We start from the raw sequence: 18,534 nt of genomic DNA on the forward strand, positions 1-18,534 counted from the left end.
TCAGGTTGGTCCGCGCGCGATCGCGCTATTCAGCCGGCGTGGCCGGGGCTTGCCGGCCTTCCGCTTCGAGCTTTTCGGCGAGCCAGCGGTCGTGATGCTCTCTCGCCCAATTGATATCGACCTCGCCCGTACCCATGGCTTCGAACGCGCCTTCCATGCCGAGCGTGCCGATATAGATGTGTCCCAGGATCAGCGCGATGAAAAGGATCGCGATGACGGCGTGGGCGACCTGGGCGATCTGCATGTCCGCAATGTTGGTCCCGTAGAAGGGAAACAGCAGCACGAATCCCGATGCGGAGACCAGGAGGCCGGCTGCGACCGACAGCCAATAGACGAATTTCTCACCGAGATTGAAGCGGCCTGCAGGCGCATGTTTCGACTTGATGAAGCCGCCCCCCTGCTTGACCCAGTCAACATCGACTCGCTTGAACAGATTGTCCCGGAAGAAAAGCACCGTGATCAGAACGAGGCCCGCCACGAAGGCGAAGCTCGTGAAATTGTGCACGTACTTGGCGACCTGGGAGATGTCCGAGAATAGATCCGGGCCGACCAGCGGCAGCAGCAGGACCTTGCCGAAGGTGATGTTCAGGCCGGTCAACCCGAGCAGCACGAAAGAGACCGCCGTCAGCCAATGCGCGAACCGCTCGAAGGCCTTGAAGCGGACAATCGTCCGGCCGGAGCGCCCCGCTTCGATGCGAAGCCGGCCCATGATCAGATAGGCGAGCGCGAGCACTGCAAGCATGCCGACGATCACCACCGCCCCACCCCAGTGCAGCAGGACCTCGTGGAAATAATCCCAGGTCCGTCCCGCCGGCTGCATCAGCACGCTGGCTTTGACATCTGGAATGTCGATCCGGCCCTGGATGCGCGGCGCCTGCTCGAGAAGCGTCTTCTGATTGGCCACACTGGCGGTCGGATTGGGCGCCCCGTCGGGACCGAGCTTCTGGGCGAGCACCGGGGCTGTCGTGAGACCGAACAGCATCAACAACAGCGCTACGAACCGAATGCGTGCGAAAGCCGTCATGACGGATACCCAATCTTCGTCCCTAATCGTCGCGGTAAGCGCAGGTCCCCTTACGACTTGACGTCCTCGTGATAGGCGGTTGTCCAGCCCCAGGCTCCGGAGCCGTAGCCGCGCTTCTCGACGCGCTCCTCGTAGATCTGGGCGATGATGTCGCCATCGCCTGCGAGCAGCGACTTGGTCGAGCACATCTCGGCGCACATCGGCAGCTTGCCTTCGCCGAAGCGGTTCGATCCGTATTTCGCATATTCTTCGGCGCTGCCCGGCGCCTCCGGTCCGCCGCCGCCCGCGCAATAGGTGCACTTGTCCATCTTGCCGCGCGAGCCAAAATTCCCGACCTGGGGATATTGCGGCGCTCCGAACGGACAGGCGTAGAAGCAATAGCCGCAGCCGATGCACAGATCCTTGTCGTGCAGGACGATGCCGTCTTCGGTCGGGTAGATGCACTTGACCGGACACACCGACGCGCAAGGCGCATCGGTACAGTGCATGCAGGCCATCGACACCGACCGCTCGCCGGGCTTGCCGTCATTGATGGTGACGACGCGACGCCGGTTGATGCCCCAAGGCACCTCGTTCTCGTTCTTGCAGGCGGTCACACAGGCATTGCAGTCGATGCAACGGTCCGCATCGCACAGGAATTTCATGCGTGCCATTGGTCTAACCTCTCATGCGGCCCTGATCTGACACAGCGTGGCTTTCGGCTCCTGCATGCCGGTGGCAGGATCATAGCCATAGGTCGTCAGCGTGTTGTTGCTCTCGCCGAGCACGATGGGATCGGCCCCCGTTGGATATTTCGCCCGAAGGTCGGCTCCCTCGTACCAGCCGGCGAAATGGAACGGCATCCAGGCAACGCCCTTGCCGACGCGTTCAGTCACCTGCGCCTTCATCCGGGCCCGCGAGCTGTTCTCTGCACCGGTCACCCAAACCCAGCCGCCATCGACGATGCCGCGCTCGGCTGCGTCCGCCGGGTTGATCTCGACGTACATGTGCTGCTTCAGTTCGGCGAGCCATCTGTTGGACCGCGTTTCCTCGCCACCGCCTTCGTATTCAACCAGACGGCCCGAGCTCAGGATCAGCGGGAACTGCTTCGAGATTGCGCGATCGACGGCGGCCTTCTGCACGGAGAAGCCGATATTGGGCACGCGGAATTGCTTCGCGTCCGGCAAGGTCGGATAGTCGGCGACGAGGTCGGGACGCGGCGTGTAGATCGGCTCGCGATGCACCGGAACCGGATCGGGAAGATTCCACGCAATCATGCGGGCCTTGGCGTTTCCGTAAGGCGAACACCCGTGTTCGATCGCGACCCGCTGGATGCCGCCGGACAGATCGGTCGACCATGACACCTTGTCGGGATCGGCCGGATTGATGCGCTCGATCACCTCGCGTTCTTGCGTCGTGAGGTCCTTGTCCCAGCCGAGTTTCTTCAGCACGCCAAGGGTGAACTCGGGATAACCGTCCTTGATCTCCGAACCGACGGAGTAAGAGCCTTCGGCAAGAAGATTATCGTGATCTTCCCGCTCCACCTCCTGCCCGTTCTCCATCACCTTGCGCTTCACGACGCGCTCGACTCCGAACCGCGCGCGGAAGGTGCCGCCGCCCTCCTTCACCGGAAGGTTGGTATTGTAGAGGATCGGCGTGCCCGGATGCCTGTACTCGGGCGTGCCCCAGCACGGCCATGGCAGGCCGTAATAATCTCCACCAACCTCCGGATCATCCTTCGGCGCCCGCAGCGTCACCAGGTCGAACTTGTGCTGGTTTCTCATGTGGGCCTTGAGCCGCTCCGGCGACTGGCCGCAATAGCCCGTCGACCAGCCGCCGCGGTTGATCTCGCGCAGGATGTCCTCCGCCGAGACCGCGCCGTTCTCGACCTTGATGTTCTTGAACATCAGGTCGGCAAATCCGAACTTGCGGGCGAACAGGTACATGGTGTCGTAGTCGTTCTTCGATTCGAAGACCGGATCGACGATCTTTTCGCCCCATTGCAGGGAGCGGTTCGAGTTGGTGCGCGAACCTTCCATCTCGAAACTCGTGCAGGCCGGCAGGAGGTAGGTGCCGTTCTTGCGCTCCGACAGCACCGACCAGGCGGTCGGATAGGGATCGCAGACCACCAGCAACTCCAGCTTCTCGATGCCCTTCACCGCTTCAGGCATCCGCGTGATGGTGTTGACGCCATGGCCCATGATGAACATGGCCTGCACCGGATTGGGCTGGCTGATCTGATTCTTTGGCAACAAGGTTGCGTCGAACCAGCGCGTGCTGGGAATGCCCGGCGTTTCCATCAGCTTCTTGTCGGGGAAGCGCGACTTCATCCAGTCGTAGTCGACCTCCCATACCCGGCACCAATGCCGCCAGGCCTCCTCGGCAAGACCGTAGTACAGCGGCAGCGACGTGACATCGAGACCGAGATCGGTTGCACCCTGCACGTTGGTGTGGCCGCGGAAAATGTTGGCGCCTGCGCCGGGCAGCCCCATGTTGCCGGTGGCGAGCAGCAACAGGCAGCTGGCGCGGACATTGGCGGTGCCGGTGGTGAACTGGGTCTGCCCCATCGCCCAGATCAGGGTGGACGGCTTCTGTTTGGCGAACAGTTCGGCGACGTGCTTGACCTGCGCCTCCGGCAGGCCGGTCACGCGCTCGACCTCCTTGGGCGGCCACTTCGCAACCTGCTTCCGGACCTCATCCAGGCCATAGACGCGCTGAGCGAGGAATTCCTTGTCCTCCCAGCCATTCTCGAAAATGTGCCACAGCATGCCGTAGATCGTGGCGATATGCGTGCCGGGGCGAACCCGGACATATTCGGTCGCGTGCGCAGCGGTCCGCGTCATCCGGGGATCGACCACGATCATGTTGGCGCGGTTGAGCTCCTTGCCTTCAAGAATGTGCTGCAGGGAAACCGGATGGGCCTCGGCGGGATTGCCACCCATCAACAGGATGGTCTTGGCGTTGCGGATATCGTTGTAGCTGTTGGTCATCGCGCCGTAGCCCCAGGTATTGGCTACACCGGTGACCGTCGTGGAGTGGCAGATCCGCGCCTGGTGATCGGAATTATTGGTGCCCCAGAACGCCGCAAGCTTGCGATTGAGATAAGCGGCCTCGTTGGTGAACTTGGCGGAGCCAAGCCAATAGACCGAGTCGGGCCCCGCCTTCTGGCGGATATCCAGCAGCTTGTCGCCGATCTCGTCGATCGCCGTCTCCCAGGAGATGCGCGTCCACTGTCCGTTGACGAGCTTGACGGGGTAACGCAGGCGTCGTTCGTTCAACACGTCGTCGCGAACTGCCGCGCCCTTGCAGCAATGCGAGCCGCGATTGATCGGACTGTCGTAGTCGGGCTCCTGCCCGATCCATACGCCGTTGGCGACCTTGGCGATCACCGAGCAACCGACCGAGCAGTGCGTGCAGACGTTCTTGCGGGTCGTGACCGTTGCGCCGACGGGTGGCGGCGGACCGGCTTCGGCCTTGCGCACGCTGTGCAGCGCGAGTTCACCCACCGCGGCCAATGCGCCGGCCGTGACTCCAGAGCGCTTCAGGAACGTCCGCCGGTCCAGCTTCGCCGATGCTTCGTCGGCCGCCGCATCGAAAAGCCTGGCACGCTCCGGACGACGCTCGGACTTCCTGATCAGCACGGAAGTCTCCTATCGAGCGGGATAGCTGTTGACGCGGTAGAAATTCCTGACTTCCTGGGAGTCAGGTCGATAGCGAGCCTTCCGCTTCTGATCGAGATCAACGGGCTTTGCGGAAGCCGCCGCCGGCAACAATTGGCCGGCACCCAACGCACCGGCACCGACAATCGTCAGCCGAAGCAAGTCACGTCGAAGAAGCTTTGGCGCTTGATCATTCTTCAACGAAGCACACTCCCTGTCGGGGTCAGGCCTTCCCGAAGGCTATCCGAGTTTTGCGCCGGACATCAATCACAGACCTGCGTTGCATAATCTGCAGGGGCGGCCATGCACGCAGCTTTGCGCTTGTGTTACCGCAACAAGCGGTCAATCGCCGTCAACATCATTGTTATCAGCCGTTCGGCTCCGCAGATTGTCGTGCGAATTGGAAACGGCGAAACATCGAGCAGATGATTGCCGTTTGGGTGACGTCACACGCGGCATGGAGTGACGGGCTCGCGATGCAACCGAATGACGCGTCGGCATCGTGAGCGATCACCGAAATCCGCGTCGAGTCGAGAGTCAATTCGGGGCGAGACGTCGTCGCAGGCGAATGGGCGCTTCCCCCTCGCGATGGGAGTTCAAAGCGACCCGCCTGTCACTGGCCGCGATTGGGAACCATCCGCACCGAGGGTACAAGCCAGATGGCCACCACAACACCAGTACGATTGCGCGTGCCGCCTCGGGGCGCATCTCGATGCGACCCGCCAAGAGCTATCCGCAGTCGCGTCAGGTCGGTTGCCAGGCGCCGACAATTCGGCCGGAATGCGCTGCTTGAATGACCGACGCAAGACCCGTCCCGGCGCATCGGCAAGGTCGCACCCCTTCGTTGCACCATCTTTGTCACGCCACACAAGGAGCGACTGATCGAATACAGTTTTCCTCTAAATTGCTGGCCATGCCGGATGCCAAGAGCGACTCGCCTCGGAGCTCATCGCCGTCGCCAAAAACCGAATTCAGTCAGCCCTCGAGCCCCCATCTCGTGGGCCTCGCTATCCTAGACCGGCGTTGGCGCCCTCGATGGCCGCCAACTGGTTCGCGAATCGAGGCGCCATCGTCGCTTTCGCCAAAGAGGAGCTAACACCCGGTGGACATCGATCGATTCTGCGCTTCGGCCGTGATAAAAAGACTGACGACCGCAGTCTCCCCAAAGTACAGCCATTTGCTGAGAGTTGAAACCAACAGCTGCTCGAGAGCCTCCGTGGCGGGCCTGCTGGATGGCTCGGGCATCCCCCACCAATTCCGAGACCTGGATAAACACTTGCTCTGCTTCTTTGCGACTCGGATGCTTGGATTGACTTGTTGATAGTCGACGGAGAAATTCCTTTATGAATTCGTCGATAGCTTTCTGCTCGCTCTTCGCATCTATGGTTTGATGCCGCGTGTATTCATCAAACAAGCCGCCCATCTTCCGGCCGTAACTTTCAATCTCTTTCTTCAATTTTTCGTACGCATCTCTATTGTTTTGATCAACGTCCCTCCATCGCCGATGAAACTCAAATCCGACTCTGTAAGGGATCCAAACACGCGGCTTTAGCTGTTCGAGAGTCTCCAAGACCTGCGCTCGGGTTTTCGCCCCGTACCTAAAAAGGTGCAGGAGAATGTTTGCATCGGGAAGAAACAGACATTCGCTCCAGAGTTTCTTGAACTCTTCGTCGGTTGGTCGGTAATGGCCGGCAAAACGATTCTTCACTAGGCGCTCCAAATGTTCTTTGAAGCATTCATGGCTGCCCCCTTGTAATGAAGTCCAATGTTGCAATTTTGAGTTGGTTATCGGCAATAAGCAATCTGACCTATTCCCAACCTTAGGTATGAACGCCCAGTTCCTACTCCGCGCTCGAACATCATTATCGAACCGCGATTAGGGCGTCTCCATCGGCTTCTCGTGCTTGAGCGCGTAGCCGATGGATGGGTATGCCTGTGCGGACAAGCGCGACCGGGCCGAAATCATCTCCCGATACCATTTGCCAGAGAGGGTATGACCTGCCGGTGATTGAGCCGTATCGGGCACTCGCGGAGGCCGCGCCAGACGTCTTCGAGGTAGGCAAGGACCCTTTTGCTTGGCGTCATTTCGCACAACGGGGATCGTGCGTACGAAGCGAAACCTTCACGATGCCATTGTCGCCAACGCGTACGGGAAAGTCTCATCCCCGACCGGGACTTGCAGCATCCGGCCCTTGGCCTTGTCGAAGACCTCCGTAGGAACGCGCTCACGAAGGTAATGGACCGAAGAACCTTTTGGGCGAACTGGCGATGGCATTCTCAGGAGAATGTGCACCGTCTCTGTGTACCAGTTGAGACGGTCGATCACCCTTGAATAACAGGAACTTCAACAAAATCAACATCATCGGGAGATGATGGTGCCCAGGAAAGGACTCGAACCTTCACGGCCGTTAAGCCACTGGCACCTGAAGCCAGCGCGTCTACCAATTCCACCACCTGGGCATGCCGTTTGGGGCACGGAGGCGGTTACTACGGTTCGGTGACGCGGTTGTCAAATGCTGCTTGGCACCTGCGCGGGGATGCGGATTGCGCATCGCAAACCGGCCCGATACAAGCCTGATAACACGCACTCTTTCCGCAGGAATGGACCCCAGGAATGGATCCCATGGCATCGAATCTGGAAACTCTCGTCACGGTTTTCGGCGGATCGGGGTTTTTGGGCCGGAATGTCGTCCGCGCGCTGTGCCGGCGGGACTACCGGGTCCGCGTCGCGGTGCGGCGGCCGGAACTGGCCGGATACCTCCAGCCCTCCGGCAAGGTCGGGCAGGTCCACACCGTGCAGGCGAATCTGCGCTATCCGGCCTCGGTCGAGGCGGCGATGCGTGATTCGCATGTCGTGATCAATCTGGTCGGCATCCTCACCGAGGGCGGCGCGCAGAGCTTTGACGCCGTCCAGGCGAGGGGCGCCGAGACCGTCGCCAAGGCGGCGGCCGCTGCCGGGGCGCGCCTGGTGCATGTCTCGGCGATCGGCGCCGATGCGGAATCGCCCTCGCGCTATGCCAAGGCCAAGGCGGCCGGCGAAGCGGCGGTGCTGGCCGCGGTGCCCTCGGCCACCATCTTCCGTCCCTCCGTGATGTTCGGCCCCGAGGACCAGTTCACCAACCGCTTTGCCGCGCTGGCGCGGATGTCGCCGGTGCTGCCGCTGATCGGCGGCGAGACCAGGATGCAGCCGGTCTATGTCGGCGACGTCGCCACCGCGATCGCGGATGCGGTCGACGGCAAGGCCAAGGCGGGCGCGACCTACGAGCTCGGCGGGCCGGAAGTGCTGACCATGCGCGAGATCATCGAGGCCATTTTGGCCATCACCGACCGCAAGCGGGCGCTGGTCCCGCTGTCGTTCGGCGTTGCTCGCTTCCAGGCCAACTTCCTGCAATTCGCGCCGGGTGCGCTGAAGCTTACGCCGGACCAGGTCACGCTGCTCGAGCACGACAATGTCGTGTCGGAGGCGGCCAAGGCGGCGGGGCTGACGCTGGAAGGCCTCGGCATTGCCGGGGATTCGCTGGAGGCCATCGCCCCGCAATATCTCTGGCGTTTTCGCGCGGCCGGGCAGTTCCAGCGAATGAGCGTTTGAGGTTTCCGCAGCGTCATGGCCGGGCTTGACCCGGCCATCCACGTCTTCTCACCGCGGCCACCAAGAACGTGGATGCCCGGCACAAGGCCGGGCATGACGAGACTGTGGTGCGGGTCGCAACCGCGTCAAAACTTCAGCTTCTTGAACACCGCTTCCGGCAGCGTCTTGATGATCAGCATCACGAGACGCCATTTGCCGCTGACATAGACGACGTCGGTCTTCTTCTCGACGGCGTTGAGGATCGCATCGCCGACGACCGGCGCCTCGACGGTGAGCGGGCCGATCAGCTTCATGCCCTCCGTCATTTTTGTGCGGACGAAGCCGGGCTTCACCGTGACGACGTGAACGCCACCGCGGCTGGCGCGGGCGCGCAGGCCCGACAGGAAGGCGGAGAAGCCTGCTTTCGCCGATCCGTAGACATAATTGGAGGCACGGCCGCGATCGCCGGCGACCGAGGACACGCCGACAATCGTGCCATTGCCGCGCGCCAAAAACTTTTCCGCGAACAGGCCGAGAATCAGCGAGGGGCCCTCGTAGTTCGAGCGCATGATCGTGGTGGCATGCGCGAGATCGCTCTCGGCATTTTGCTGCACGCCCAGCAGGCCGACGATCGAGATGACGACATCAGGCAACGCAGCAAGGCCGCTCACAAAGCCCTCGAACGAAGCGGTATCGAGCACATCGAATTTGTGGAGGCCAACCTCGACATTGTAGCGCGCGCGCAGATCGGCGGCGTCAGGCTCGAGTGCGGCGACGTCACGGCCCGCGAGGGCGACATCGTATCCGGCCTTGGCAAAGGCGCGCGCGGCGGCGCGGCCGATATCGGAGGAGCCACCGAGCACAATTGCGGACTTGCGTGACGTCACGGCTTAAACCTCATCGAACAGGCGTTGTGAAAGTTTTGAGCGGATGGTCCCGGCGGGATCGAGCAATTTGCGGATCGCGTTGAAGCGCCGCAAGGCCGGATAGCCGGCTTCGAACGTGGCGCGCGACTGGCGGGCATCCTTGGCCAGATAAAGCCGGCCACCGGCGGCGACGACCAGGCGATCGATCTCGTCGAGGAAATTCAGGATGTCGCCCTTCACCGGGAAATCCAGCGCCAGCGTGTAGCCGGGCAGCGGGAACGACAGGATGCCGTCGCCCTGGCCGAGTTTCTTGAGCACCGCGAGGAAGGAGGCATCGCCGCGCCGGGCGACGCGATCGAGGATCTCGCCGAGCACGGCGCGGGCGCCCAGCTCCGGGATCACGCATTGATGCTGGAGAAAACCGCGCCGGCCGTAGATGCGGTTCCAGTCACTGATGCTGTCGAGCGGGAAGAAATACGGATAGAGCGAGACCACATGGCTGGCGCCGGCGCGCCGCGCGCCCATGCGGTAGTAGAGCTCGTTGAAGGCGCGGATGCTGTAGCGGTTCAGCGTCATCGACGGCAGGTCGACGGGCACCGCGAGGCCGGGATTTTTGCCGGCGGGAAATGCACCGGCGCCGTCGGCAATCTCGCCCGTCCTTGCGTGCTCGCCGAGATAGATCAGCGAGCGGCCGAGATCGCTGCCGCGTGCGGCACAATCGATCCAGGCCACCGAATAGGTCGCGGAATCGCCCGCATCGAGCGCGCGCATCGCGGCATCGAGATCGGATGCGGAGATCACCCGCTCGCGGATCCACCCCGTTTCGACCGGTCGTAGCCGCATCGTCGCCTCGAGGATCACCCCGGTGAGGCCCATGCCGCCGACGGTCGCGAAGAAGGCATCGGAATTCTGTTCGCGCGAGGCCTCGATGGTCTCGCCCTGCCCGGTGCGCAGCAGGATGCTGTCGACATAGCGGCCGAAACCGCCCTCGCAATGATGGTTCTTGCCGTGGACATCGGCGGCAATGGCACCGCCGACCGAGACGAAGCGCGTTCCGGGAACCACGAAGGGCAGGAAACCGCGCGGACCAAAGGTGTCGATTAGGTCTGACAGCAGCACGCCGACTTCGAGCCGGATGCGTCCGGTCACGGGATCGAACGACCGGACCCGGTCGAACCCCGTCATCGCGATGGTCCTTGCGGCGCCGATCGCGGCATCGCCATAGGCGCGGCCATTGCCCCGAGCCACGGAGCCCGTCACCACGGCTTCGCCCACGGCCTCGAACGACCGCGGCCGCAGCAGCTCGCTATCGACGACCGGGAAACGCCCCCAGCCGCTGACGAGGGTCATAGTTCAGCTCCTGTGCCGGGCGCGCGCCGCCCTGCTCTGGAAACTGCCTACCGATCAAAAGCTTATATTGCGTTGAGGCGCGTCAGTGAGTTTTCGAGAGGTTAACGGCCGAGCGCCAGTGCGATCAGGCCGAGCGTGCCGACGATCACGCGCCACCAGGCAAACACCGCGAAGCCGTGGCGGGTGACGTAGCTCAAAAACGTCTTCACCACGATGATCGCAGTGATGAACGACACCACGAAGCCGATCGCGACGATGCCCATGTGGTCCATCGTCATCTCGGAGCGGTTCTTGTAGAAATCGTAGGCGAACGCGCCGATCATGGTGGGAATGGCGAGGAAGAACGAGAACTCCGCCGCCGCGCGCTTGTCGGCGCCCAGAAACATCGCGGCGACGATGCTGGCGCCGGAGCGCGACACGCCCGGGATCATCGCGATGCACTGCGCAATGCCGATATAGAGATACATCAGCAGCGGAAAGCGGGTGGCGTCATGCTCGCGCGCCTTGAGATCCAGCCGATCGACCCACAGCAGGATGGCCCCGCCGACGATCAGCGAGAAGCACACGACCCACGGATTGAACAGCAGGCTCTTGATGTATTTGCCGGCAACGAGGCCGACGATGACCGCGGGCAGGAACGCCACCAGCACGCCGATCACGAAGCGGCGCGCATAGGCGTCGCCGGTGAACATACCGATCGCGACGTCCCACAATTTCTTGAAGTACAGCACGACGATCGCGAGGATCGCGCCGAGCTGGATCAGAACGGTAAACGAATCCCAGAAGGCGCCTTCGCCGAGATGGAAGAAGCGCTCCGCGAGCAGAAGGTGGCCGGTCGAGGACACGGGAAGGAACTCGGTCACACCCTCGATGATGCCGAGGATCACTGCCCGTATTGCGTCTGACATATTTACGGTCCATTTCCGCTGGAAAAGCGGGGCTCTTCTCGCCTATTCGCCTCTTTGCCGCAATCGCAAAATGCGGCATCGCACCCTTGCTTCGCGGTTTTGAAGAACTAGTGTGGCGCCGCACAAACATTGATGGATTCTTAATCACCATCAAATAGTCAAAGGCTTCATGTTTACGCTGTTTCATCATCCGTTCTGCCCGCATTCGCGTTTCATCCGCCTGATCGCGGGAGAATACGGGCTCGAACTGCGGCTGGTCGAAGAGCGCAGCTGGGAGCGGCGCGAGGCGTTTCTGCTGCTCAATGCGGCCGGCACCACGCCCGTCCTGGTGGACAAGGAACAATCGCCCATACCGGGCGCGGCGATCATCGCTGAATATGTCGACGAGGCCTATGGCGCCGACATGGGACCGAAGCGCCTGATGCCGGAAACGGTCGCCGAGCGCATCGAGGTGCGCCGGCTGATGGCCTGGTTCAACGAAAAATTCTTCGAGGAGGTCTCGCATCCTCTGGTCACCGAGCGCATCTACAAGCGCTTCATGAGCGAGGAGAACGGCGGCGGCGCGCCCTCGGCCGACGTGATGCGAGCCGCCAAGGCCAACGTGCGCTATCATCTGGCCTATATCGGCTGGCTGGCGCAGACGCGGAACTTCCTCGCCGGCGACCGGCTCACCTACGCGGATCTCGCCGCCGCGGCGCATCTCTCGGCGATCGACTATCTGGGCGACGTGCCATGGAGCGAGGACGACGCAGCAAAGGCGTGGTACGCGCGGGTGAAATCCCGCCCGTCGTTCCGTCCGCTGCTGAGCGAATGGCTGGCGGGCGTGCCGGCATCGCGGACCTACGTGGACCTCGACTTCTGAACTTCGATCCGACCGAACTGAAGGCGGCGCTTGCAAACGAGGCACGCGCGCTCGGCTTCGATTGCATCGGCATCACCGCTTCCGGCACGATCGAGAACGCCGGGAAGCATTTTCTCGAATTCATCGCCTCGGGCGGCCATGGCGACATGGACTGGCTTGCAGCACACCCCGAGCGCCGCGTCGATCCGCGCGGCCTATGGCAGGACGTGCGCAGCGTCATCATGCTCGGCGTCAATTACGGGCCCGACCAGGATCCGCTCGCGATCCTGCAGCAGCGCACGCGCGCCGCGATCTCGGTCTATGCGCAGGGCGACGACTACCACGATCTCATCAAGAAGCGCCTGAAGGCATTGGCGCGTTGGCTGGTGGCGACCGCGCCGTCGGACGTCAAGGTGTTCGTCGACACCGCGGCGGTGATGGAGAAGCCGTTGGCGCAAGCCGCGCATCTCGGCTGGCAGGGCAAGCACACCAATCTCGTCTCGCGCGAGTTCGGCTCCTGGCTATTCCTCGGTGCGATCTACACGACGCTCGAGCTGCCGCGCGACGACGCCGAGATCGATCATTGCGGCTCATGCCGGGCGTGCCTCGACATCTGCCCGACGTCGGCGTTTCCGGCGCCCTACAAGCTCGATGCGCGCCGTTGCATCTCGTATCTCACCATCGAGAACAAGGGACCGATCCCGCGCGAGTTTCGCAAAGCCATCGGCAACCGCATCTATGGCTGCGACGATTGCCTTGCGGCCTGTCCCTGGAACAAGTTCGCGCAGGAAGGACGCGAGGCAAAGCTCGCCGCGCGCGACGAATTGCGCGCGCCGTCGCTTGCCGAACTCGCACGCCTCGACGATGCATCGTTTCGCGCGCTGTTCACGAAGTCGCCGGTCAAGCGCATCGGCCGCGACCGCTTTTTGCGGAATGTGCTGATCGCGATTGGTAACTCCGGCGATACGGCGCTGGCGACGGAGGCCCGGCGATTGCTTGGCGATGAGAGCGCGTTGGTGCGTGGCGCTGCGGTGTGGGCGCTGGAACAGCTGGTGTCGCGGGAAGAGTTCGATGCGATGAAGTCCGCGGCGGCGAGCATAGAGCGTGACGAAAGCGTGCGTGAGGAGTGGCAAGCCGCTTCCCAACTCTCCACTGTCATACCCCGCGAAGGCGGGGCATCCAGTACGCCGCGGCCTCTCGATTGAACCACAATCGTCTCGGAGTACTGGATCGCCCGGTCAAGCCGGGCGATGACACCGTTGTTGTGGTGAGAGCGCTTCGCGCCTCCTCATACTGAGGATTGGGGGACCTTGATTTCCCCGCAGCTTTCCTCAAAGTCGCGCGTCATGACAAACATGCCTTTCTTCACCCGCGACGGCGATACATTCCATCCGACGGAAGTGGCCAACGGTCCCTGGGATCCGAAATCGCTGCACGGACGCGTCATCGTCGGACTGCTCGGCTTCGCCATCGAGGAGCGCCATTCCGGCCCTGAATTCGTCCCGGCGCGGCTCACGGTCGACATGTTTCGGCTGCCGACCATCGACAAGCCGATCGAGGTGACGACGCGGCTGGTGCGCGACGGACTACGCATTCGCGTGGTCGAGGCCGAATTTGTCTCCGGCGGCGTCAGCGTGGCGCGTGCCTCGTGCCAGCTGCTGCGCAAAACGCAGAATCCGGACGGCAACGTCTGGTCGCCGCCGAACTGGGACGTGCCGAAGCCGGATGACATTCCCAAGCCGACCGATCCCAGGCTCGGCATGAACGGCAAATGGACGACGCGGCCGATCGTCGGCCATATGGGCTCGCTCGGTCCGCGCCGGCTCTGGATGAGCGAGGTGCGCGAGCTGGTGGCCGGCGTGCCGATGACGCCGTTCGTGCATGTCGCTGTCGGCGCCGATTTCGCAAGCCCCTTTGCGAACGCCGGCGACAACGGGCTCGGCTACATCAACAGCGACGTGACGATCTATCTGCACCGGCTGCCGGTGACGAACTGGATCGGCTTCGACGTGGTCAATCACCAGGCGACCGATGGTGTCGCGATCGGCGAATGCTGGCTCTACGACGAGCAAGGCCCGATCGGCACCGCCACGGTCGCAGCACTGGCACAGCGCAAGCCGATGGCGAATCCGTCGAAGCGGTAGTCGCTGCTGTCATTCCGGGGCGCGCGTAGCGCGAGCCCGGAATGACAAGAGGAGAGGGCCGCGCGGCTACGCCAGATGCCGCTGCATCTCAGGCCGCGCTTTCAGCTCGGCGCCCTGCTTGCCGACGATCTTCGCAATCCGTTCCGGCGCAAACTTCAGATCGACGAACGCCGGCGCGGTGTTGGCGACCTCGTGATAGCTCACGATCCTGCCGTCGCGCAGCGTCATGATCGCGACGCCCTCGAACATCGCCCGCGCGCCGTTCGCTTCGGCCAAGGTCGAGCGATAGCTGAAAGTGTAGCGCGCATAGAGCGTGGTGCCGTCGGTGACGGGATCATGCATGTCCCAGCGGAAATCGGTCGCCGTGCGATAGAACCAGTCGTCGACCATCGCTGCGATCTTTTCGCGGCCTTCGAAGGCGCCGTAGAAGACATCGTGATAGACGCCGTCCTCGGTGAAGAGATCCGCGAAGGCTTTTCCGTTACGCTGTTCGACGGCGTCGCAAAAGGTGCGCAGCATCGTGGTGGCGGTCATTGGCATTTCTCCCATTCTCGCTCTCCGTCATGCCCCGGCTTGACCGGGGCATCCAGTACGCCGCGGCTTCTCGGCTAAAGCACGATGGCCTCTGGAATACTGGATCGCCCGATCCCGTCTCCGCCAAGGCTTCGCCGGGCCAAGAACTCACTCGGCCGCCGAAGCCTTAGCGAAGGCGGCAAGTCGGGCGATGACACCGAATGTTGCGCGGCAGTCTCACCCGATCTCGGCCACCGCGGCAAGAATGCGGGCGATGTCCTGCGGACGGGAGAGGCGGTGATCGCCGTCCTGGATCATGGTGAGCACGACGTCGTCGGCCGGCAGGCGATGCGTCAGCGCGAAGGCGTGCTGCCAGGGCACATCCGGATCCTGCGCGCCCTGGAGGATGCGGACGGGACAGCCGAGATCGATGGCGCTGCCGAGCACGAGGTGATTGCGGCCCTCCTCAATCAGATTCCGCGTGATCGGATAGGGCGAGCCATCGCCATAGTCCGACGGCCGCAGCCAGAAGCCCTTGGTCTCGATTTCTTTCTTCACCCCGGCCGAAAAATTCTTCCACATCAGCTCCTCGGTGAAGTCGGGCGCCGGCGCGATCAGCACCAGGCCCGCAAGCGACGCTTGACTGGCCCGCTTCCTGATCTCGCGCGCGAGCAGCAGCGCCATCCAGCCGCCCATGGAGGAACCGATCAGGACCTGCGGGCCGTCGCAGAACCGCTCGAACACCGCCACGCTGTCCTCGAGCCAGCTTCCGATGGTTCCATCGGCGAACTCGCCGCCGGATTCGCCATGGCCGGAATAATCGAACCGGACCGCGGCGCGGCCATGGTCCGCGGCCCAGGCATCCAGCGCCACGGCCTTGCTGCCCTGCATGTCCGACTTGAACCCGCCGAGCCAGACCAGTCCGGGTCCTCGACCCGCGCGGCTGCGCACCGCGATCCTGCGTGCGGACGGGCCCTCGCCCACATCGATGAAGCCGAGCACGGCTTCAGGAATTGCATTGCTCATGGAACGTTTACTCTGGTTGTTCGGTTTGAACTGTCTGGATGCGTTCCGGGGCCCAGCCCAGCATCGCTATTGCCCTTTGGGACGCTTGCGGAACAGAAGCAAGGTGTCTATGTCCTGCAGCGTGCCCATGGGCGTGACCAAAATGCCTCGCATTTGAGGCTTTTTCGCCTCCCGCACGCGACTTGCTTGCCCGCAAACGCATCTTCCTTCAGACTAGCCGCCTCTTTCACAATTTTGGAGAACCACCCATTCGCCGTCCCAATAAAGCCCCGCCCGTTGCCAGCAAAGACGGGCCGCGCATCAATGATGATATTCGCAATGCGCAAATCCAGCTGATCGATCAGACCGGTGACAACAAGGGCACGGTCGAAACCGTCATGGCCATCCGTATGGCCCAGGAAGCTGGCATGGATCTGGTCGAGATTTCGCCGAATGTCAGCCCTCCCGTCTGCAAGATCATGGACTACGGGAAGTACAAGTATTCCGCCCAGAAAAAGGCCGCCGAAGCCCGCAAGCGGCAGAAGATCGTCGAGATCAAGGAGATCAAGCTCCGCCCGATGATCGACGACCACGATTACGACGTGAAGATGCGCGCGATGCAGCGGTTCTTCGAAGAGGGCGACAAGGTCAAGATCACGCTGCGCTATCGCGGCCGCGAAATGGCGCACCAGGAGATCGGCACCAAGCTTCTGGACAAGATCAAGAACGACGTCGCCGAGCTCGCCAAGGTCGAGCAGGACGCCAGGTTCGAGGGCCGTCAGGTCGTCATGGTGCTGGCGCCGCGCTGACGTCCGTTTTTCAGGACTGAGAGTTCAACGGCCCGTCCGGATTTCCGGCGGGCCGTTTGTGTATCAGGACCGGGTCGCATGCCAGATGCCGCTGCAGCGGTCGCCGGAAATGATGCCGTTCCAGGAGCCTGCACCGGCCACCCCGCCGAGCCGGCCGCCTCCACTGGCGTGGGACGCGCCGACCGAGACCTGGACCGCGACGGCGCCGCCGCGACGGACCGTGCCGGAGACCCGGCCGCCGCCGGCGGATGACACCCGGCCGCCGGTGACGGTGAAGGGGACGCTGTAACCGGAACTGCAATTGCCCCGCGTGGTGGCGAAAGTGACATTCCAGATGCCGTCATAGCTGCCGATACGGGCGTCGGCGGTCGAGGGCAGCATGGCCGTGGCCAGCACGGCAAGCAGCGCCAGGCGGCGCGGGCGGGCGAGGTCCGTCAAGGACGAAAGCGATCGGGGAAAATGGGCCATTTTGGTCTTGCTCCAGGCGACATGGCTTGGACATATGGGTGGTAACTCCGAATAGTCGCCGGGCAGGTTTCGGCGGTTCAGCGTTGCCATTTGGCTTGTCCTCTGTCATAAGCCCAGCCTTCATCGCCCGGCTGATTAAGGGCTGCCGTGGCGGTGTCCGTGCGGGTTTCGCGCTTGTTCGTAAAACCTGAGCACAATCAACGCTCTAACGAGCATTTTTGACGGCCAGCCGCCTTCGCGGGCGGATTTCTGTGGCCATTAGGAGAGCCAAATGCCCAAGCTGAAGACCAAATCGGGCGCTAAAAAGCGCTTCAAGGTGACTGCCACCGGCAAAGTGATGCACGCCCAGCGCGGCAAGCGTCACGGCATGATCAAGCGGACGAAGAAGCAGATCCGTCAGCTGCGCGGCACTCGCGTGCTGTTCAAGACCGACGGCGACAACGTCAAGAAGTACTTCTTGCCGAACGCCTGATCGCGTCCAAGATCGTCGAAGATCATTGCCACCTCCGCCGCGCTCGCGCGGCGATCCGAAAACCAAGTCATCTCTGAAGGATTTTGTCATGTCTCGCGTCAAACGCGGTGTGACCGCCCACGCCAAGCACAAGAAAGTCTACAAGGCCGCCAAGGGTTTCTATGGCCGCCGCAAGAACACCATCCGCGCCGCCAAGCCGGCCGTGGAAAAGGCCCAGCAGTACGCGTTCCGTGATCGCAAGCGCAAGAAGCGGACTTTCCGCGCGCTCTGGATCCAGCGTCTCAACGCCGCCGTGCGTCCGTTCGGCCTGACCTACAGCCGATTTATCGACGGTCTCGCCAAGTCGGGCATCACCGTGGACCGCAAGGTGCTGTCGGATCTCGCGATCCACGAGCCTGCGTCGTTCCAGGCGATCGCCGAGAAGGCCAAGGCTGCGCTGGCCGCCTAAGCGGCTGCTTCAGAGCAAGCCCAGCACTAACGGCCGGCTCCGCCGGCCTTCAGCGCACGTCGCGAGTAACGCTGGGCGACCTCCGCCCGGCAGAAGGCCGTGGCCGAGATATACATGGTGCCGGACTTGTTCCGGTACTTCCGGTCGCAGACCCGCAACTCGCGCTGATAGCTGAGCTTCTGCGGCGTTCTCAGCCGGCCGACAAAATCGGCCTCGCACTTCTTCTCGACCGCTTCGCCGAATTGCACGTCGCCGCTGGCGCCGTACGCGCAAGCATCGAACAGCGTCATGGCACGGTCGCAGCTCGGCGCCGCGTTCAGGACCGCGATGATGTCATCCATCGACGTCGATTTGGCCGGGCATTCCTCCGCGGCGTGAGCCGCGCTCCCCAAAAGAACCAAGCTCAAGCCGACCACCCAGGATCGTAAACGCATCGTCTTCTCCCTCGACTTCAGGTTGGTGCCAGCCATGCCTATAGGG

18 protein-coding genes and 1 tRNA gene are annotated in these 18,534 nt (G+C 62.7%); 7 read left to right on the forward strand and 12 right to left on the reverse strand.

Annotated elements, in window-relative coordinates; genetic code table 11:
* Positions 1 to 25 precede the first annotated feature (25 nt).
* The 5 genes from AB7290_RS00700 to AB7290_RS00720 form a co-directional block, all read right to left on the reverse strand.
* Positions 26 to 1,024, reverse strand: a complete 999-nt coding sequence (locus AB7290_RS00700; RefSeq protein WP_085404999.1) for a formate dehydrogenase subunit gamma — start codon at positions 1,022 to 1,024, stop codon at positions 26 to 28.
* 50 nt (positions 1,025 to 1,074) lie between these two features.
* A complete protein-coding gene (gene fdh3B / locus AB7290_RS00705; RefSeq protein WP_014490880.1) occupies positions 1,075 to 1,677 on the reverse strand; it encodes a formate dehydrogenase FDH3 subunit beta in 603 nt (200 codons plus the stop codon).
* 12 nt (positions 1,678 to 1,689) lie between these two features.
* Positions 1,690 to 4,644: a formate dehydrogenase subunit alpha gene (locus AB7290_RS00710; protein ID WP_354077200.1), complete on the reverse strand. Its 2,955-nt coding sequence runs from the start codon at positions 4,642 to 4,644 to the stop codon at positions 1,690 to 1,692.
* A gap of 1,030 nt (positions 4,645 to 5,674) precedes the next feature.
* On the reverse strand, positions 5,675 to 6,370 hold the full coding sequence (locus AB7290_RS00715) for a PIN-like domain-containing protein (RefSeq protein WP_144030859.1): 696 nt from the start codon (positions 6,368 to 6,370) through the stop codon (positions 5,675 to 5,677).
* 665 nt (positions 6,371 to 7,035) lie between these two features.
* Positions 7,036 to 7,122 (reverse strand) — tRNA-Leu (locus AB7290_RS00720).
* A 163-nt stretch (positions 7,123 to 7,285) separates the two neighbouring features.
* Here AB7290_RS00720 and AB7290_RS00725 point away from each other — a divergent pair.
* Complete coding sequence (locus tag AB7290_RS00725; RefSeq protein WP_085405109.1) at positions 7,286 to 8,251, forward strand: complex I NDUFA9 subunit family protein; 966 nt, start codon at positions 7,286 to 7,288, stop codon at positions 8,249 to 8,251.
* 125 nt (positions 8,252 to 8,376) lie between these two features.
* Here the strand turns inward: AB7290_RS00725 and AB7290_RS00730 are convergent, their stop codons facing one another.
* The 3 genes from AB7290_RS00730 to AB7290_RS00740 all read right to left on the reverse strand — a co-directional run bounded on the left by AB7290_RS00730 (position 8,377) and on the right by AB7290_RS00740 (position 11,354).
* Positions 8,377 to 9,117: an SDR family oxidoreductase gene (locus AB7290_RS00730; RefSeq protein WP_085404996.1), complete on the reverse strand. Its 741-nt coding sequence runs from the start codon at positions 9,115 to 9,117 to the stop codon at positions 8,377 to 8,379.
* A gap of 3 nt (positions 9,118 to 9,120) precedes the next feature.
* Positions 9,121 to 10,446 (reverse strand): FAD-binding oxidoreductase, encoded by a 1,326-nt coding sequence (locus AB7290_RS00735; RefSeq protein ID WP_085404995.1) that lies wholly within the window; start codon positions 10,444 to 10,446, stop codon positions 9,121 to 9,123.
* Between the two features lie 101 nt (positions 10,447 to 10,547).
* On the reverse strand, positions 10,548 to 11,354 hold the full coding sequence (locus AB7290_RS00740) for an undecaprenyl-diphosphate phosphatase (protein ID WP_063980219.1): 807 nt from the start codon (positions 11,352 to 11,354) through the stop codon (positions 10,548 to 10,550).
* Between the two features lie 169 nt (positions 11,355 to 11,523).
* On the opposite strand from AB7290_RS00740, the gene AB7290_RS00745 reads away from it, so the two are divergent.
* The 3 genes from AB7290_RS00745 (at position 11,524) to AB7290_RS00755 (ending at position 14,339) form a co-directional block, all read left to right on the forward strand.
* A complete protein-coding gene (locus AB7290_RS00745) occupies positions 11,524 to 12,216 on the forward strand; it encodes a glutathione S-transferase family protein (protein ID WP_014490874.1) in 693 nt (230 codons plus the stop codon).
* Positions 12,165 to 13,400 (forward strand): tRNA epoxyqueuosine(34) reductase QueG, encoded by a 1,236-nt coding sequence (gene queG, locus AB7290_RS00750; protein WP_085404994.1) that lies wholly within the window; start codon positions 12,165 to 12,167, stop codon positions 13,398 to 13,400. Before AB7290_RS00745 ends, queG begins: the two co-directional genes overlap by 52 nt.
* Positions 13,401 to 13,541: 141 nt before the next feature.
* The gene (locus AB7290_RS00755; RefSeq protein WP_354115254.1) at positions 13,542 to 14,339 is read left to right on the forward strand and encodes an acyl-CoA thioesterase domain-containing protein; all 798 of its coding nucleotides are present in this window, start codon (positions 13,542 to 13,544) and stop codon (positions 14,337 to 14,339) included.
* Positions 14,340 to 14,405: 66 nt separating this feature from the next.
* Here AB7290_RS00755 and AB7290_RS00760 read toward each other — a convergent pair whose 3' ends face one another.
* Positions 14,406 to 14,873 carry a nuclear transport factor 2 family protein gene (locus AB7290_RS00760; protein ID WP_085404993.1) on the reverse strand — a complete coding sequence of 156 codons (468 nt, stop codon included), beginning with the start codon at positions 14,871 to 14,873 and terminating at the stop codon, positions 14,406 to 14,408.
* 216 nt (positions 14,874 to 15,089) lie between these two features.
* Positions 15,090 to 15,878, reverse strand: coding sequence for an alpha/beta hydrolase (locus tag AB7290_RS00765; protein ID WP_085404992.1), 789 nt, complete (start codon positions 15,876 to 15,878; stop codon positions 15,090 to 15,092).
* A gap of 248 nt (positions 15,879 to 16,126) precedes the next feature.
* On the opposite strand from AB7290_RS00765, the gene infC reads away from it, so the two are divergent.
* The gene (gene infC / locus AB7290_RS00770; RefSeq protein ID WP_071917037.1) at positions 16,127 to 16,666 is read left to right on the forward strand and encodes a translation initiation factor IF-3; all 540 of its coding nucleotides are present in this window, start codon (positions 16,127 to 16,129) and stop codon (positions 16,664 to 16,666) included.
* A 63-nt stretch (positions 16,667 to 16,729) separates the two neighbouring features.
* Here infC and AB7290_RS00775 read toward each other — a convergent pair whose 3' ends face one another.
* On the reverse strand, positions 16,730 to 17,134 hold the full coding sequence (locus AB7290_RS00775) for a hypothetical protein (protein ID WP_085404991.1): 405 nt from the start codon (positions 17,132 to 17,134) through the stop codon (positions 16,730 to 16,732).
* A 271-nt stretch (positions 17,135 to 17,405) separates the two neighbouring features.
* Here AB7290_RS00775 and rpmI point away from each other — a divergent pair, with 271 nt between their 5' ends.
* Both rpmI and rplT read left to right on the forward strand, forming a co-directional pair.
* Positions 17,406 to 17,606: a 50S ribosomal protein L35 gene (gene rpmI, locus AB7290_RS00780; RefSeq protein ID WP_008539890.1), complete on the forward strand. Its 201-nt coding sequence runs from the start codon at positions 17,406 to 17,408 to the stop codon at positions 17,604 to 17,606.
* An 88-nt stretch (positions 17,607 to 17,694) separates the two neighbouring features.
* Positions 17,695 to 18,054, forward strand: coding sequence for a 50S ribosomal protein L20 (gene rplT, locus AB7290_RS00785; protein WP_014490867.1), 360 nt, complete (start codon positions 17,695 to 17,697; stop codon positions 18,052 to 18,054).
* Positions 18,055 to 18,080: 26 nt separating this feature from the next.
* On the opposite strand, the gene AB7290_RS00790 is transcribed toward rplT, so the two are convergent.
* Positions 18,081 to 18,488: a hypothetical protein gene (locus AB7290_RS00790; protein ID WP_028148823.1), complete on the reverse strand. Its 408-nt coding sequence runs from the start codon at positions 18,486 to 18,488 to the stop codon at positions 18,081 to 18,083.
* Positions 18,489 to 18,534: the final 46 nt, after the last annotated feature.

The organism is Bradyrhizobium sp. 613_E4_N2_2 (assembly GCF_052075995.1).
Taxonomy (GTDB): Bacteria; Pseudomonadota; Alphaproteobacteria; order Rhizobiales; family Xanthobacteraceae; genus Bradyrhizobium; species Bradyrhizobium barranii.